The following is a 14,263-nucleotide window of genomic DNA, read 5'->3' as shown; positions in this document are numbered from 1 at the left end:
GTTGCCGAAGATGCAACGACACGCTCAGAAAATAGCACTTCCTTGCAACAGGGAGCGCACCTAGCGTCACGGCGATAGCGACCCTGCAGGAGCCGTTCGATGATCCGCCGCCGCACCCTCCTGGCCGGTCTCGGGGCCGGCCTCGCCCTCGGTCCCCTGGCGCGGGCGCGCGCCGCGGGCGCGCCCGTCACGATCCGGATGGGCTCGCTCAAGCTGATCCACTCGATCGCGCCGAGCTTCTACGAGCGCTTCACCCCCGCGGGCGTGACCGTGGAGGTGGTGCCCTTCGAGAGCCCCACCGAGTGCAAGAACGCCGTGGTCACCAAGTCGGTGGATTTCGGCACCTTCGGCATCGCCGCCGCGACGCTGGGCGCCGCCGCCGGCGAGCCACTCGTGGTGATCGCCTCCACCTGCAACCGCGGGATGGCGGTGATCGCCAAGAAGGGCTCCGAGATCCACGCCATCAAGGACCTGCGCGGCAAGCGTGTCGCGATCTGGCCCGGCAGCACCCAGGAGGTCTTCGTCCTGGAGCGGATGCGCATGGAGGGGCTCTCGGTGAAGGACATCACCCCCGTGCGGGTCTCCTTCTCGGAGATGCATATCGCGCTCGCCCGCGGCGACGTCGACGCCTATGTCGGCGCCGAGCCGGGGCCCGGCGTCAGCCTCGCCTCGGGCGTCGGCCAGCTCGTCGAGTACCCCTACGGCACCGAGATGGGCGCGCTGAACATGGTGTTCGGCGCCCACCGCGACACGCTGGCGGAGCGGCCCGACCTCGTCCGGACCATGCTGGAGATCCACCGCAAGGCGACGGATTTCGCGGCCGGCGACCGCGACGCGATGATCGCCATGGCGGTGGCCAAGCTCGGGCAGAAGCGCGAGGCGCTGGAACTCTCGGCCCCGAACGTCGAGCTGACCTGGCGCCTCGGGCCGAACGAGGTCCGGCAGGCCGACGCCTACGCGCAGCACATGCTGGCGCTCAAGCAGATCAAGCGGCTGCCGGAGCCCGGCTTCATCGACACCCGCTTCGTCGATGCGATGGGGCGGGCGTGAGCACCGGCATCGAGGCCGGCCCTTTGCCGGTGGCGGCGCCGGTGACGCCGGCCCCGGCCCGCGGGGCCGGCCGGGCCGGGGCCGGGCTCGCCCACCTGCGCCGGCTGGCGCTCGCCTGCGTGGTGCCGGCCGTGCTCGTCGCGGTCTGGCAGGTCAGCACCGCGGGCCGGCCCTACAGCCTGATCCCGCCGCCCGCGGAGGTCTGGGCCGAGATGCGGGACCTCGCCGTCGGGGGCGTCAACGACGACGCGTTCAGCGGCACGCTCTGGACCCATCTCGCGGCGTCGCTGAGCCGGGTCTATGGCGGCTTCGCGCTGGCCGCCGCCGCCGCCCTGCCGCTCGGCCTGCTGATCGGCCGCGTGCCCCTGATCCGGGCGCTGCTCGACCCCGTCCTGCAGGTGCTGCGCCCCGTCCCGGTCACCGCGTGGCTGCCGCTGGCGATGATCCTGTTCGGCCTGGGACCCCGCTCGGCCTTCTTCCTCGTGTTCCTCGGGGCGTTCTACCCGATCCTGGTCAACACCGTGTTCGGGGTCCGCTCGGTGGAGCCGCGCCTGTTCGAGGCGGCCGCGATGCTGGGCTGCACCGGCCCGGCGCAGTTCGTCCGGGTGGTGCTGCCGGCGGCGCTGCCGTCGATCTTCACCGGCCTGCGGCTCGGCCTCGGCTTCGCCTGGGTGGTGATCGTGGTCGGCGAGATGACCGGGGTCCAGACCGGCCTCGGCGCGATCATCATGGAAGCGCGCCAGCTCTCGCGCACCGAGATCGTGATCTGCGGCATGGCGGTGATCGGGGTCGCGGGGTTCGTGTCCGACTGGCTGGTCATGCAGCTCGGCCGCCGGCTGCTCGCCTGGAGCCCCAATCATGGCTGATCCGACGATCCCGATCCTCGACATGCGGGCGGTCTCCAAGACCTACGCGGCCGGCGGGCGCCGCACGGAGGCCCTGCGCGAGGCGAACCTCACCGTGGGACGCGGCGAGTTCGTATGCCTGCTCGGCGCCTCGGGCTGCGGGAAGTCGACGCTGCTGCGGGTCGCCGCCGGCTTCGAGGCCCCGACCGCCGGGGAGGCCCTGATGTGGGGCAAGCCGATCGCCGGGCCGGGGCCGAGCCGCGGCATGGTCTTCCAGGATTACGGCCTGTTCCCGTGGCTCACCGTGCGCGACAATATCGGCTTCGGCCCGAAGGCCCGCGGGCGGCCCGCCGCCGAGGTGCGCGACACCGCCGAGCGCTACATCGCCCTGGTCGGCCTCCAGGCCTTCGCCGACGCCTACCCGCACCAGCTCTCGGGGGGGATGAAGCAGCGGGTCGCCATCGCGCGGGTGCTCGCCAACGAGGCCGAGGTCGTGCTGATGGACGAGCCCTTCGGGGCGCTCGACGCCATGACCCGCGAGCGGCTGCAGGACGAGCTGCTCGACCTCTGGTCGCGGACGGGGCTGACGATCCTGTTCGTCACGCACGCCATCGAGGAGGCGATTTTTCTCGCCGACCGCATCGTGATGATGTCGCCCGGCCCCGGCCGGATCGAGGCGATCCATCCGGTCGAGCTGCCGCGGCGGCGCGACGTGTCGAGCCCGGCCTTCAACGACCTGCGCCGGATGCTCGCGGCCCAGCTCCACAGCCACCACGCGCCGCGGGCCGCCGCCTGATGGACACCGCCCCCGACGATCCCCGCCGCCCCGAGAACCGGCTCGCCTACCGCGCCGCCGTGGACCGGCCGCGCCTGACCCTGCCCGGGGGCAAGCACGTCGCCGTCTGGCCGGTGGTCAATGTCGAGCACTGGCTCATCGACCATCCGATGCCGCGCCAGATCCTGGTGCCGCCGACCGCCGCGAGCCTGCTCCCGGATATCCCGAACTGGGCGTGGCACGAGTACGGGATGCGGGTCGGCTTCTGGCGCTTCCTCGAGGCTTTTTCCAGCCGCGGCATCCGCCCGACCCTGTCGATCAACGGCTCGGTCTGCACGGCCTATCCCCGCATCGCCGAGGCCGCCCACGCGGCCGGCTGGGAGTTCATGGCCCACGGCTTCCATCAGGTTCCGACCCACCGGGTCGAGGACCAGCCGGAGATGATTTCTCGCACCATCGCGGCGATCACCGCGACCACGGGGCGTCCGCCGCGCGGCTGGCTGGGGCCGGGCCTCACCGAAACCCTCGACACGCCCGACCACCTGCACGCGGCCGGCGTCGACTATGTCGGCGACTTCGTGGTCGACGATCGGCCCTGTCGGGTGGCGACGCGCACGGGGGCCCTCGTGGCGCTGCCCTACTCGGTGGAGCTGAACGACATCCCGCTGCTCGCCATCCAACACCACCGGGCCGACGAGTTCGTGGAGCGGGCGCTCGCCAACCTCGACCGCCTCGCCGCCGAGGCGGCGGGTCCCGGTCCCCTCGGCGGCGCCAAGGTGATGGGCTTCGCGATCCACCCCTACATCACCGGCGTCCCGCACCGGATCGGCCTGCTGGAGCGGCTGCTCGACGCGATCCTGGCGCGCAGCGACGCGGTGTTCATGCAGGGGCGCGAGATCCTCGACTGGTACCGCGCCACCGGCGACGAATCCTGAGCAGCGACCCGAGGAACCGCCGTGCCGCCCTTCCCGACGATCCCGCTCCTGCACGCGGCCTACGCCGACGGCCGCGACCCGCGCACCGTCGTGGCCGAGGCCTACCGCCGGCTCGCCGCGGTTGACGACCCCGGCATCTTCCTGGCCCTGGTGCCGGAGGCCGAGGCGCTGGCGCAGGCCGCCGCGCTCCCGCCCTTCGACCCTGTGTCGAGGCCGCTCTGGGGCGTGCCCTTCGCCGTCAAGGACAACATCGACGTGGCTGGCCTGCCGACCACCGCGGCCTGCCCGGACTTCGCCTACACCCCGACCGAGACGGCGCCCGCGGTGGCCCGATTACAGGCGGCCGGGGCGATCCTGATCGGCAAGACCAACCTCGACCAGTTCGCCACCGGCCTCGTCGGCCTGCGCACGCCCGACCCGGTCCCGCGCAACGCCATCGATCCGGCCTACGTGCCGGGGGGCTCCAGCAGCGGCTCGGCCGTCGCGGTCGCCCACGGAATCGTCGCCTTCGCCCTCGGGACCGACACGGCAGGCTCGGGGCGGGTGCCGGCGGCGCTCAACAACGTCGTCGGTCTGAAACCCTCCCTGGGGTCGATCTCCAGCCGCGGCATGCTGCCGGCCTGCCGGACCCTCGATACGCTCTCCGTGTTCGCCGGCACCGTCGCCGACGCCGACGCCGCCTTCCGGGTCATGCTGGGCTTCGACAGCGCCGATCCCTGGTCGCGGGCCTTGCCGGTGCCGCCCGCACCGGCCGGCCTTCCACCGGGCCGGCGGCTGGGCCTTCCCGATGCGGCGAGCCTCCGTTTCGGCGGCGACGGCCACTCGGAGGCGGCCTTCGCGGCGACGATTGCCGATCTGGAGACCCTCGCCGGGGCGGCGCTGCCGGTCGATTTCGCGCCGATGTTCGCCGTAGCGGCCCTGCTCTACGACGGGCCCTGGGTCGCCGAGCGCTACGCGGCGATCCGGCCGATCATGGAGACGCGCCCCGAGATCCTGCACCCGACGACGCGGGCGGTGATCGCCGCCGCCGGGCGCTACAACGCCGCCGACGCCTTCGCGGGTCTCTACAGCTTGGCGGAACTGCGACGGCACGCGGACGCGGTCTGGGACCGGGTCGACGTGCTCGCCGTGCCGACCTATCCGCGTCCCCAGACCTGCGCGGCGGTGGCCGCCGACCCGATCGGCCCGAACAGCGAGCTCGGCACCTACACCAACTTCGTCAACCTGCTCGACTGGTGCGCCCTCGCGGTCCCGGGGCGGCCCCGCGCCGACGGCTTTCCTTCAGGGATCACCCTGCTCGCGCCGCGTGGCTCCGATGGGCTCCTCGCCGCCCTGGGCGCCCGCCTGCACGCGGCCGCGGCCGGCCGGATCGGCGCGGGGGAGACGCCCGTGCCGGCCGTGGCGCCGGGTCCGGCCCGCGGATGGCCCGGCGAGATCGAACTGGCGGTCGTCGGGGCGCATCTGTCGGGCCTGCCGCTGAACCGCGAACTCGCCGCGCACGGCGCCCGGTATCTGCGGACGGTGGCGACCCGACCGGAGTACCGCCTCTACGCCCTGCCCGGCGGACCGCCGCATCGTCCCGGATTGCTCCGGGTGGCCGAGGGCGACGGCGGCGCGATCGAGACGGAGGTCTGGGCCCTGCCGCCCGCCGCCTTCGGGGCCTTCGTGGCGGCCATCCCGGAACCGCTCGGGATCGGCACCCTGCGGCTCGCCGACGGGACCGCGCCGAAGGGCTTCCTGGTGGAGACGGCGGGCGTCGCGGGGGCCGCCGACATCACGCAGTTCGGCGGCTGGCGCCGCTACCTGGCCAGCCGCGCCGCGGCATAGCTGATTGGGCGATGCCAAAATCCACTCCGATGCGGTCGCAGCGCCGATCCACGCGCGCCTGACAAGCGCCCGCAAACCCAAGCGTACGGAGACCGCAGAACCGAGCGCCGGTTACGTGAATCGGCGGCCGCCGGCCCGGATCGCGGGCTTCGCGGCACGAAAGCGCCGCAGTCGGCCCGTCGCGGCCGGTCCGCTTCTTGCTGTTCCTCCGCCCGAAGAGTGCCCCGAGACTGCCGAACCGGGAGACCCTGCATGCGTCGATCCCTGCACACGGACGAGGAGATCGCCTTCCTGCTGGACGAGGCCGCGCGGGGCATACCGATCGCCGCGATCTGCGCCAGCGCCCATGTCTCGCTCGGCACCTTCTACCGCTGGCGAAGACGCCTCGGCGGCCTGAAGCCCGCCGGTGTGGCCCGGCTCGATCAGGTCGAGCGGGAGAATGCCGGCCTCCGGGCCGAGGTGCTGCGGCTTCGGGCAGCCCTGCTCGTCCAGCCGGGGCGCGGGGCACCGGCCACGACGGAGCGCGCGAGCCTGAGCCAGCCGCCGCACCATCGCGGCGCCCAAGCCTGTGTCGGCCGGTTCGCCTTCGGACGCAGTGCGAACTGAGGCGGTCTCCATCTGCAGGAATCGGGTGAGGCGTTCCTCCCCGTCATCGCGAGCGCAGCGAAGCGACCCAGGGCAGCGGGACCGTTGAACGGAGCGCTGCTGGATTGCTTCGCTGCGCTCGCAAAGACGGAGGAGGCAGCATCAGCCGAGAATGCGCTCAGGCGGCCCCGGACGTCGACGCGAGGGCAGTCTTGGGCATCAGCATGTGCACGCCCTTGTTGCCGTCGACCGTCTGGGTGATCCGCAGGTTCCCGGCGAGCGAGCACAGCATGTAGGCCTGGTTGCGGGTGAGGCTGGTGCGTGCGCAGACGAGGCGCACCATCTCGCGCACGGCCTGGCGCATCGCCTCGTCGAGGCTCTCGTGCAGGCCGATCGACATCAGGTCGGTGGGCGTCTCGGCGAAGGGCCACGCGCCCGGGAGATCCTTGCGCACGGTGAGGCGGAACGTGCCGGTCAGCCCGGTCTCCAGGGCAGTGATGCAGACCTCGCCGTCGCCCTGCACGCCGTGGCCGTCGCCCGCGTAGAATCCGCCGCCGGGGTTGAACACCGGCAGGTAGAGGGTCGTGCCGACCTTCAGTTCCTTGTTGTCCATGTTGCCGCCGAAGGCACGGGGCACCGGGCTGCCGACCCGGCCCCAGGCGGGGGGCGGGGCGGTGCCCATGATGCCGAAGAACGGGTCGAGGGGCAGCTCCGTGCCCCAGGGCAGGCGGCAGAGGCCGCGGGCGGTGTCGATGTCGGCGTGGACGGTCTCGTACTCGGTGAACTCGTCCGGCAGGGTGCCGAGGAGCGGCAGGATCGCCACGAAGCCCCAGTCGAGGCGGAACTTCAGGTCGAGGATGTCGACCTGCAACATGTCGCCTGGCTCGGCGCCCTCCACGTGGACGGGGCCGGTGACGAAGTGCGGGCCGGGGCCGCGCTCCAGGGTGTCGAGGGCGTGGAGCAGGTCGGCCGGCACCCGGGCGGGGTCGGGGTGGAGCGACTCGCGCCCGCCCGCCGGATGCGAGTGCAGGGTGACGGTGTCGCCCGATCTCACGGTCAGCACGGGCGGCAGCGCGGCGTCGAAATAGCCGAGCGCCATGGTCTCGGGCGTCGCGGGGATCTCGTGATGGGTCGACACGGCGGCTCCTTCTACGGATGTCAGACGGCGATGTGACGGGTGAGGGCTTCGGGGTTCAGCACCTTCGGATCGCCGCGCTCGACGACGCTGCCGCGGGACAAGACCACCACGGAATCGGCGACCCGGAGGGCGAAATCGAGATACTGCTCCACGAGCAGCACGGTGATCCGGCCCTTGAGCCCGGCAATCACCGCCTCGATCGCGGCGACGATCGAGGGCTGGATGCCCTCGGTCGGCTCGTCGAGGAGGAGCGCGCGAGGCCGGGTGGCGAGCGCCCGGGCGATGGCGAGCTGCTGCTGCTGGCCGCCCGAGAGGTTGCCGCCCGGACGGTGCCAGAGGCCGCGCAGCGCCGGGAACAGGGCGACCGCCTCGTCAATTGCGTCGGTCCGCTCCAGCCCGTGGGCCCGGGCCGCCACCCGCAGATTCTCGGCGACGGTCAGGTCGGGAAAGATCTCGCGCCCCTGCGGCACGTAGGCGAGGCCCGAGCGGGCGCGCCGGTCGGGCGACAGGCGCGTCAGCTCGGTCCCGTCGAGGGCGATCCGGCCGCGGCTTTCCGGGATCAGGCCGGTGAGGCAGCGCAGCAGCGTGGTCTTGCCGGCGCCGTTGCGTCCGAGCACGGCGAGGCAGGCGCCCGGCTCGACGTCGAGGCCGATCCCGCGCAGCACCTGCGCGCTGCCGTAATGCTGGTCGAGCCCCTCGACGGCGAGGCGTGCGGGCGGAGATGCATACGCTTGCGTCATCGGCCGAGGAACACCTCGATCACCCGGGCATCGTGGCGGGCGCCTGCCATGCTGCCCTCGTAGAGGGTCCGGCCCTCGTGCAGCACCGTCACCTGGTCGGCGATGGCCTCGACGAAGCCCATGTCGTGCTCGATCACCAGGATCGCCCGGTCCGGCCTGCGCAGGCTCCGGATCAGCGCGGCGGTCTGGGCGGTCTCGGCGTCGGAGAGCCCGGCCACGGGCTCGTCGAGCAGGAGCAGCGCCGGCTCGGCGGCGAGCACCATGCCGATCTCCAGCCACTGCTTCTCGCCGTGGGCGAGGCGGCCGGCCGGCACCGCGGCGCGGGGTCCGAGGCCGATCTCGCCGAGGACGGAGGCGATGCGAGCGGGCCGCTCGCGGGCGGGGAGCGCGGGCCCGCAGCCGATCTCCAGGTTCTCGCGCACGGTGAGCGCGGGGAAGACGCTGGGCTTCTGGAATTTGCGCCGCACGCCGGCCTTCGCGATCTCGGCCTCGGAGCGCTTGGTCAGGTCGATCCGGTCGCCGAGCATCACGCGGCCGGAGACCGGCTTGGTGATCCCTGAGATCACGTCGAGCAGGGTGGTCTTGCCGGCGCCGTTCGGGCCGATCACGGCCCGCACCTCGCCGGGATCGACCGCGAGCGAGACGGCATCGAGGGCCGTGAAGCGGCCGAAGGCGACCGTCAGGGCGTCGATGGTGAGGGCGGTCATCGGGCGCCCCGCAGCCAGGTCGGGCGCGGGCGCCAGCCCACGAGGTCGAGGAGGCCGTTCGGCAGGACCAGCACCACGACGAGCACCAGCCCCGACAGGATGAACGGCCACGCTTCCGGCATCGCGGCGCTGAGCCAGAACTTCAGGCCGTTGACTAGGATCGCGCCGATCACCGCCCCGCCGAGCCGGCCCAGCCCGCCGATCGCCACCCAGACGGCGATCTCGATGGACAGGTCCGGCGCCAGCACCCGCGGGTTGATGATGCCGACCTGCGGCACGTACAGGATGCCGGCGAGCGCCGCGATCATGGCCGAGAGGCACCAGATCCCGAACTTGAGCCGGGTGGTGCTGTAGCCCAGCGTGCGCAGGCGGGTCTCGTCGTCGCGGCAGGCGAGCATCCGCCGCCCGATCGCGCTGCCGACCAGGAGCCGCGCGCCGGCCAGTACCGCCGCCAGCGTCAGGAGGGCGGCGACAGCGAGCCCCGTGACGACGCCGGGGGAGCCCATCGGCCAGCCGTACAGCAGCGGGAAGCCGGTCATGCCGTTGTTGCCGCCGAGCCCGGTATCGTTGCGGTACATCAGCAGCATCGCGACGTAGACGAGCGCCTGGCTGATGATCGAGAAGGAGACGCCGTTGACCCGCGAGCGGAACGAGGCCAGCCCGAACACGAAGGCGACGAGGCCGGCGAGCGCCAGGGCGAGGACGAAGGCGTAGGCCGCGTGGTCGAGGCCCGTCCAGTAGGCCGGCAGGCTCTTCCAGCCCATGAACTGCACGAAATCCGGCAGCACGCCGGTCACGGCCACGCCGTGGGCCAGCAGGTGCATGGCGCAGACATAGCCGCCGATGGCGAAGAACAGCCCGTGCCCGAGGCTGAGGATCCCGAGATAGCCCCAGACCAGATCCAGCGACACGGCGAGGATCGCGAAGGCGGCGAGCTGACCCACCGCGTTGACGAGATACGGGGCGGGCGGTGCCACGAGGAGCCCGACCGCGGCCGCGAGGCAGAGCCCGACGAGGCCGGCGACCAGGGGATCGCGCACGGCGCGGCGTCCCGGTCCGGCGGGGGCGGCGAGGGCGGTCTGCACGGCGCCGCTCATCGCCGCCGCCGCACGGCGAACAGCCCCTCGGGCCGGCGCTGCAGGAACAGGATGATGCCGACGAGCACGATTACCTTGGCGGCGACCGCGCCGGAGATCGGCTCGATCAGCACGTTGGCGCCGCCGACGCCGACGGCCGCCACCAGGGTCCCGAGGAGGCTGCCGACGCCGCCCAGCACCACGACCATGAAACTGTCGACGATGAAGCCCGAGCCCATGCCGGGGTTGACGCTGTAGATCGGGCAGAGCGCCACCCCGGCGAGGCCCGCGAGCCCCGAGCCCAACCCGAAGGCGAGGCGGTCGACCCGGCGGGTCGGCAGGCCGAGGCAGGCGGCCATGTCGCGGTTCTGGGTCACGGCGCGGATGTCGAGGCCGAGCGGGGTGCGGCGCAGGATCACGAGCGTCAGGACGAGGGTCGCCGCCGCGAAGGCGATGGCGAACAGCCGGTTCCAGGTCATGACGAAGTCGGCGTAGAGGGGCACGCCGCCGCTGACATAGGCCGGCATGACGAATTGCAGGTTCTGGGTGCCGACCGTCACGCGGACGAGGTTCACCAGGAACAGGCTCACCGCCCAGGTGGCGAGCAGGCTCATCAGCGGCCGCCGGTAGAGGTGGCGCAGGATCAGCGCCTCGACGACGATGCCCACCAGGGCGACCGCCCCGAACGCCACCGGGATGGCGGCGAGCAGGTAGAGGTCGAGCAGGCCGGGGGCGAGGCGGCGGAAGGCCTCCTGCACGCCGTAGGTGGCGTAGGCGCCGAGCATGATGAACTCGCCCTGGGATAGGTTGATCACGCCCATCAGCCCGAAGATGATCGCGAGCCCGGCCGCCGCCATGAACAGGATGCTGGCGAAGCTCAGGCCGTTGTAGACGACCGCGAGCCCGTCGCCGATCGCCACCGCGCGGGAGACCTTGGCGAGCCCCGCATCCAGCGCCGCCCGGAAGGCCGGGTCGGAGGCGTAGGCCGGATCGCTCTTGAGCGCCGCGAGGCGCGCCTCAGCAGCCCCGGACGGACTCGCGGCCACGGCGGCGATCGCCGCCCGGCGCCGGGCCGGATCGGGCGACGACAGGGCGGCCGCCTGGGCGAGGCCGGCGATGGTCGCCTTCAGCGTGGCATCGGTCTCCGCGTCCCGCGCCCGGTCGAGCACGGAAGCCGGAACGGTGGCGATGCGCCGCTCGAGCACCGCCAGCCCGGCGCTGCGGGCGGCCGGATCCGGGCCGGTCAACAGAGTGACGGTGCCGCGCGCGGTCTCGACGGCGGCCCGCTGGCGTAGGCCGAGGACCGGCGCGCGCGCCTCGGCGGCCGGACGCGGCGCGCCGCTGACCGCATCGCGCCCTCGGATGCGCCCGGGCGGTCGAGCAGGAGTGCGCCCTCCGCCGGGCAGGCGAGACGGCGCTCGGCCAGCGCGCCGAGGAGCCCGCCGGCATAGGCGAGGTCGTCGGCCGCCAGATCGCCGCCGGCTTGCACGAGACCCTCGGCCGCGCGGACCTGCGCGGCGCCGTCCCCGCACAGACCCGCCGCGAAGGCCGCCCGGTCGATTGGCGCGGCGGAGGCCGGAAACGTCAGCAGCGCCAGACAGCAGAGGGCCAGGAGCGCGCGGAGCCGATCAGCCATAGGGGCTGAACGGGACCGGCTTGGGGGCGTCCGGGGATTGCCAGAGGACGTCGAAGCCGCGCTTCTCGTTGACCGAGCCGATGAACACGCCGCGGGAGACGTAGTTGTTCTCCCCCGTCATGGTCAGCGTGTAGCCCGACGGGTCGTCGAAGCTGAGCCCCGCGAAGGCCTTGCGCACCTCCGGCACCGCGAAGGAGCCGGCCTTGGCGGCGGCGAGCGCCCAGAGGTTGACGCTGTCATAGGCCGAGACCATCGGGTCGATCACCGTGTCGGCGCTGAACGGGACGTTCTTGGCCTTCACGTAGGCGGCCCAGTCGGCGAGGAACTTCTGATTCCGCTCGCCCTTGGCGGCCTGGAGATAGGCCCAGCAGTTCAGGTGGCCGACGAGCTTCCCGGTATCGAGCCCCTCGAGGTCCGCCTCCACCATGTCGAGGCCGAGGATCGGCACGTCGGTGGCGCTGATGCCCTGGTTGGCGAATTCGCGCAGGAAGTCGGGGATCGAGGAGCCCACGACGGTGAGCACCACGATCGCCTGGCCGCCCGGCTGGCTGGCGAAGCTGCGGACCTGATTCACCAGCGTCTGGAAGTTCGAGAATCCGAACGGCACGTATTCCTCGCGCCACGCGCTCTCGGGGATGCCCTTGCCCTTCCAGTAGCCCTTGAGCTGCTTGTTGATCGTGCGCGGCCAGACGTAGTCCGAGCCGATCATGAAGAACCGCTTCGCCCCGACCCCGTCCGGGCCCATCAGGTAATCGACCGCCGGCAGCACCGAGCTCGCGGGCGGCGAGTTCACGTAGACGACGTTCTTGGAGTTCTCGTCGCCCTCGAAATGGAGCGGGTAGAACAGCAGCCCGTCATTCTGCTCGACCACCGGCAGCACCGACTTGCGCGACACGGAGGTCCAGCAGCCGAACAGGGCCGCGACCTTCTCCTGCTGGAGCATCTGGCGGCCGACCTGGGCGTAGAGCGGCCAGTCGGAGGCGGGATCGGAGGTCACGACCTCGATCTGGCGGCCGTTGACGCCGCCGCGCCCGTTGATCGCGTCGGCGGCCATGCGAACCACGTGGTTCAGCCGGCCCTCGAGATTGGCCATCGTGCCCGAGGACGAGAACAGGCAGCCGAGCTTGACTGTTTCGGCGGCGAAGGCCGGCCGGATGAGGGCCGGGGCCGCGAGCAGCGCCGCCGTGCCCGAGATGCCTGTGCCCAAGACGCCGCGTCGCGTGAGATGCGTCATCGACCCCGAAGCTCCCTGGATGGACCGCCCGATTGTCGGCCGGGGGCCGGGAGACGGGAAGGTCAAAGAGGCTGCAGGTCGGCATGGGCCTTGCGCATATTGGCAGCATTTGTGCGCCCTGCGGGCGGTCCTGTGCCGAGAACGTCAAAATTCTCGTATCGGGTGCCGAACTGGTGTCGCCCGTAACGCGTCGACGGGATGCCTGCATCCAGCGACGGCATCAGTCGGAAGCCGTGTCCGACCGGGCGCGGACGGCCGCGCCGGTCGGGGCGCCCTCGCCGGACGCGGCGCGGACCGGCGGGCGTGCCGGCGAAGCCGTGGGCTGCCGGGTGGCCGGATCTCCGCGACGCCGGCACGAAAGTGGCAGGATGGCGCCATCGCGGTCCGCCCCGGGCCCGCGCACCGGGAGCGGCGGGATGGACACGGTATCGGCGATCGGCACGGCGGTCCGCGCGCAGCGCGGCGGGGTGGCGGCTTTGTTCGACGACCTCGCCCGGTGCGGCCGGACCGATCCCGGGTTCACGCGGGCCTCCTACAGTCCGGAGGAGAGTGCGGCGCACGCGGTGGTGATGCGCTGCGCCGCCGCTCTCGGCCTCGCGATCGGGCGGGATGCGGCCGCCAACACCACCCTGACGCTGCCGGGGCGGGACCGGAGCCTGCCGCCGATCCTGATCGGCTCCCACCTCGACACCGTGGCCCACGGCGGCAATTTCGACGGCGCCGCCGGGGTGGTGGCCGGCCTCGCCGCCGTCGCGGCGCTCCGCGAGCTGGGGCTGACCCCGGCGCGCGACATCACCGTCATGGGCATCCGCGCCGAGGAGAGCGTCTGGTTCCAGGTCTCCTATATCGGTAGCCGGGCGGCCCTCGGAACCCTGCCGGACGGGGCGCTCGACGCCGCCCGGATCGACAGCGGCCTCAGCCTCGCCGCGCACATCGCCCGGGAGGGCGGCGACCCGGAGGTGCTGCGCAGCGGCCCGCCCGCCCTCGACGCCGCCGCGATCCACGCCTTCCTGGAGGTGCATATCGAGCAGGCGCCGAGCCTGGAGGAGGCCGGGATCCCGGTGGGCCTCTGCACCGGGATTCCCGGCAACGTCCGCTACCCCGACGTCCGGATCCTTGGGCGCTACGACCATGTCGGCACACCCCGCCGCTTCCGCCGCGACGCCGCGCTGGCCGGTGCGGAGATCGCCCTGGCCCTCGACCGGGTCTGGGCGGAGCGCGAGGCGGCCGGCTGCCCGATGGCCGTCACCTTGGGCCGGTTTCACACCGATGCCGCGGCCCACGGCCTGACCACCGTCCCCGGCGAGTTCCGGTTCAGCCTCGACATGCGGGCCTACGCGGCCGAGGTGCTGGCGGCCTTGGAGGCCGCATTCCTGGCCGCCGTAACGGACGTGTCGGAGCGCCGCGGTGTCACGGTGGCCCTCGGGCCCCGCGCCGAGGCGGGCGTCGGCGCGGTTTCGCCCCGGATCCGCGACGGGCTCGCGGCGGCCGCGGACGCGCTCGGCATCGCCACCCGGCCCCTCGGCAGCCCGGCCTCGCACGACGCCGCCGCCTTCGCCAAGGCCGGCGTGCCGATGGCCATGCTGTTCGTGCGCAACGCCAACGGCAGCCACAACCCCGACGAGGCCATGGCGATCGACGACCTTCTCGACGCCGTCGCGATCCTCACCACCTGGCTGGCGGCGGAAACCTGCGACGGCTGAGGGCGGGCCTCA

Annotated in this window: 14 protein-coding genes; 7 read left to right on the top strand and 7 right to left on the bottom strand. The window is 72.8% G+C overall.

Annotated features, from left to right (window positions below):
* Window positions 1-99 precede the first annotated feature (99 nt).
* The 6 genes from PQI07_RS01140 to PQI07_RS01115 all read left to right on the top strand — a co-directional run bounded on the left by PQI07_RS01140 (window position 100) and on the right by PQI07_RS01115 (window position 6,038).
* The gene (locus tag PQI07_RS01140; protein ID WP_274925885.1) at window positions 100-1,050 is read left to right on the top strand and encodes an ABC transporter substrate-binding protein; all 951 of its coding nucleotides are present in this window, start codon (window positions 100-102) and stop codon (window positions 1,048-1,050) included.
* A complete protein-coding gene (locus PQI07_RS01135) occupies window positions 1,047-1,916 on the top strand; it encodes an ABC transporter permease (RefSeq protein ID WP_274925884.1) in 870 nt (289 codons plus the stop codon). The genes PQI07_RS01140 and PQI07_RS01135 overlap by 4 nt, the downstream gene beginning before the upstream one ends.
* The gene (locus PQI07_RS01130) at window positions 1,909-2,691 is read left to right on the top strand and encodes an ABC transporter ATP-binding protein (RefSeq protein WP_043385394.1); all 783 of its coding nucleotides are present in this window, start codon (window positions 1,909-1,911) and stop codon (window positions 2,689-2,691) included. Before PQI07_RS01135 ends, PQI07_RS01130 begins: the two co-directional genes overlap by 8 nt.
* A complete protein-coding gene (locus PQI07_RS01125; RefSeq protein WP_274925883.1) occupies window positions 2,691-3,605 on the top strand; it encodes a polysaccharide deacetylase family protein in 915 nt (304 codons plus the stop codon). The genes PQI07_RS01130 and PQI07_RS01125 overlap by 1 nt, the downstream gene beginning before the upstream one ends.
* A gap of 21 nt (window positions 3,606-3,626) precedes the next feature.
* On the top strand, window positions 3,627-5,432 hold the full coding sequence (gene atzF / locus PQI07_RS01120) for an allophanate hydrolase (protein WP_274925882.1): 1,806 nt from the start codon (window positions 3,627-3,629) through the stop codon (window positions 5,430-5,432).
* A 252-nt stretch (window positions 5,433-5,684) separates the two neighbouring features.
* Window positions 5,685-6,038: a transposase gene (locus PQI07_RS01115; RefSeq protein ID WP_043352705.1), complete on the top strand. Its 354-nt coding sequence runs from the start codon at window positions 5,685-5,687 to the stop codon at window positions 6,036-6,038.
* Between the two features lie 157 nt (window positions 6,039-6,195).
* Here the strand turns inward: PQI07_RS01115 and PQI07_RS01110 are convergent, their stop codons facing one another.
* From PQI07_RS01110 to PQI07_RS01080, 7 genes are read right to left on the bottom strand one after another with little or no spacing between them, the layout of a single operon-like run.
* A complete protein-coding gene (locus tag PQI07_RS01110; RefSeq protein ID WP_274925881.1) occupies window positions 6,196-7,155 on the bottom strand; it encodes an acetamidase/formamidase family protein in 960 nt (319 codons plus the stop codon).
* A gap of 20 nt (window positions 7,156-7,175) precedes the next feature.
* Window positions 7,176-7,895 carry an urea ABC transporter ATP-binding subunit UrtE gene (urtE, locus tag PQI07_RS01105; protein WP_182593255.1) on the bottom strand — a complete coding sequence of 240 codons (720 nt, stop codon included), beginning with the start codon at window positions 7,893-7,895 and terminating at the stop codon, window positions 7,176-7,178.
* Complete coding sequence (locus tag PQI07_RS01100; RefSeq protein WP_274925880.1) at window positions 7,892-8,602, bottom strand: ATP-binding cassette domain-containing protein; 711 nt, start codon at window positions 8,600-8,602, stop codon at window positions 7,892-7,894. The genes urtE and PQI07_RS01100 overlap by 4 nt, the downstream gene beginning before the upstream one ends.
* Window positions 8,599-9,699, bottom strand: a complete 1,101-nt coding sequence (gene urtC / locus PQI07_RS01095; protein ID WP_274925879.1) for an urea ABC transporter permease subunit UrtC — start codon at window positions 9,697-9,699, stop codon at window positions 8,599-8,601. The genes PQI07_RS01100 and urtC overlap by 4 nt, the downstream gene beginning before the upstream one ends.
* A complete protein-coding gene (gene urtB, locus PQI07_RS01090) occupies window positions 9,696-10,925 on the bottom strand; it encodes an urea ABC transporter permease subunit UrtB (protein WP_274925878.1) in 1,230 nt (409 codons plus the stop codon). The genes urtC and urtB overlap by 4 nt, the downstream gene beginning before the upstream one ends.
* Entirely contained in the window at window positions 10,922-11,314 is a 393-nt protein-coding gene (locus PQI07_RS01085) for a hypothetical protein (protein WP_274925877.1), read from the bottom strand. The genes urtB and PQI07_RS01085 overlap by 4 nt, the downstream gene beginning before the upstream one ends.
* Window positions 11,307-12,548: a transporter substrate-binding protein gene (locus tag PQI07_RS01080; protein WP_274925876.1), complete on the bottom strand. Its 1,242-nt coding sequence runs from the start codon at window positions 12,546-12,548 to the stop codon at window positions 11,307-11,309. Before PQI07_RS01080 ends, PQI07_RS01085 begins: the two co-directional genes overlap by 8 nt.
* 416 nt (window positions 12,549-12,964) lie before the next feature.
* Between PQI07_RS01080 and PQI07_RS01075 the strand changes: the two genes are divergently transcribed.
* Window positions 12,965-14,251, top strand: coding sequence for a hydantoinase/carbamoylase family amidase (locus PQI07_RS01075; RefSeq protein WP_274925875.1), 1,287 nt, complete (start codon window positions 12,965-12,967; stop codon window positions 14,249-14,251).
* The last annotated feature ends 12 nt before the right edge of the window (window positions 14,252-14,263 follow it).

The sequence above is a fragment of the Methylobacterium sp. 092160098-2 genome, assembly GCF_028920805.1.
GTDB lineage: Bacteria > Pseudomonadota > Alphaproteobacteria > Rhizobiales > Beijerinckiaceae > Methylobacterium > Methylobacterium fujisawaense.
The sequence above is the reverse complement of the archived record's forward strand: the minus strand, read 5'-3'. Positions and strand labels throughout refer to the sequence as shown.

Excerpts from the sequence above, each read along its gene's own strand:
- PQI07_RS01140 (WP_274925885.1), top strand. The coding sequence starts at position 100 with ATGATCCGCCGCCGCACCCTCCTGGCCGGTCTCGGGGCCGGCCTCGCC.
- PQI07_RS01130 (WP_043385394.1), top strand. The coding sequence starts at position 1,909 with ATGGCTGATCCGACGATCCCGATCCTCGACATGCGGGCGGTCTCCAAG.
- PQI07_RS01125 (WP_274925883.1), top strand. The coding sequence starts at position 2,691 with ATGGACACCGCCCCCGACGATCCCCGCCGCCCCGAGAACCGGCTCGCC.
- PQI07_RS01115 (WP_043352705.1), top strand. The coding sequence starts at position 5,685 with ATGCGTCGATCCCTGCACACGGACGAGGAGATCGCCTTCCTGCTGGAC.
- urtE (WP_182593255.1), bottom strand. The coding sequence starts at position 7,895 with ATGACGCAAGCGTATGCATCTCCGCCCGCACGCCTCGCCGTCGAGGGG.
- PQI07_RS01100 (WP_274925880.1), bottom strand. The coding sequence starts at position 8,602 with ATGACCGCCCTCACCATCGACGCCCTGACGGTCGCCTTCGGCCGCTTC.
- urtC (WP_274925879.1), bottom strand. The coding sequence starts at position 9,699 with ATGAGCGGCGCCGTGCAGACCGCCCTCGCCGCCCCCGCCGGACCGGGA.
- PQI07_RS01085 (WP_274925877.1), bottom strand. The coding sequence starts at position 11,314 with ATGGCTGATCGGCTCCGCGCGCTCCTGGCCCTCTGCTGTCTGGCGCTG.
- PQI07_RS01080 (WP_274925876.1), bottom strand. The coding sequence starts at position 12,548 with ATGACGCATCTCACGCGACGCGGCGTCTTGGGCACAGGCATCTCGGGC.
- PQI07_RS01075 (WP_274925875.1), top strand. The coding sequence starts at position 12,965 with ATGGACACGGTATCGGCGATCGGCACGGCGGTCCGCGCGCAGCGCGGC.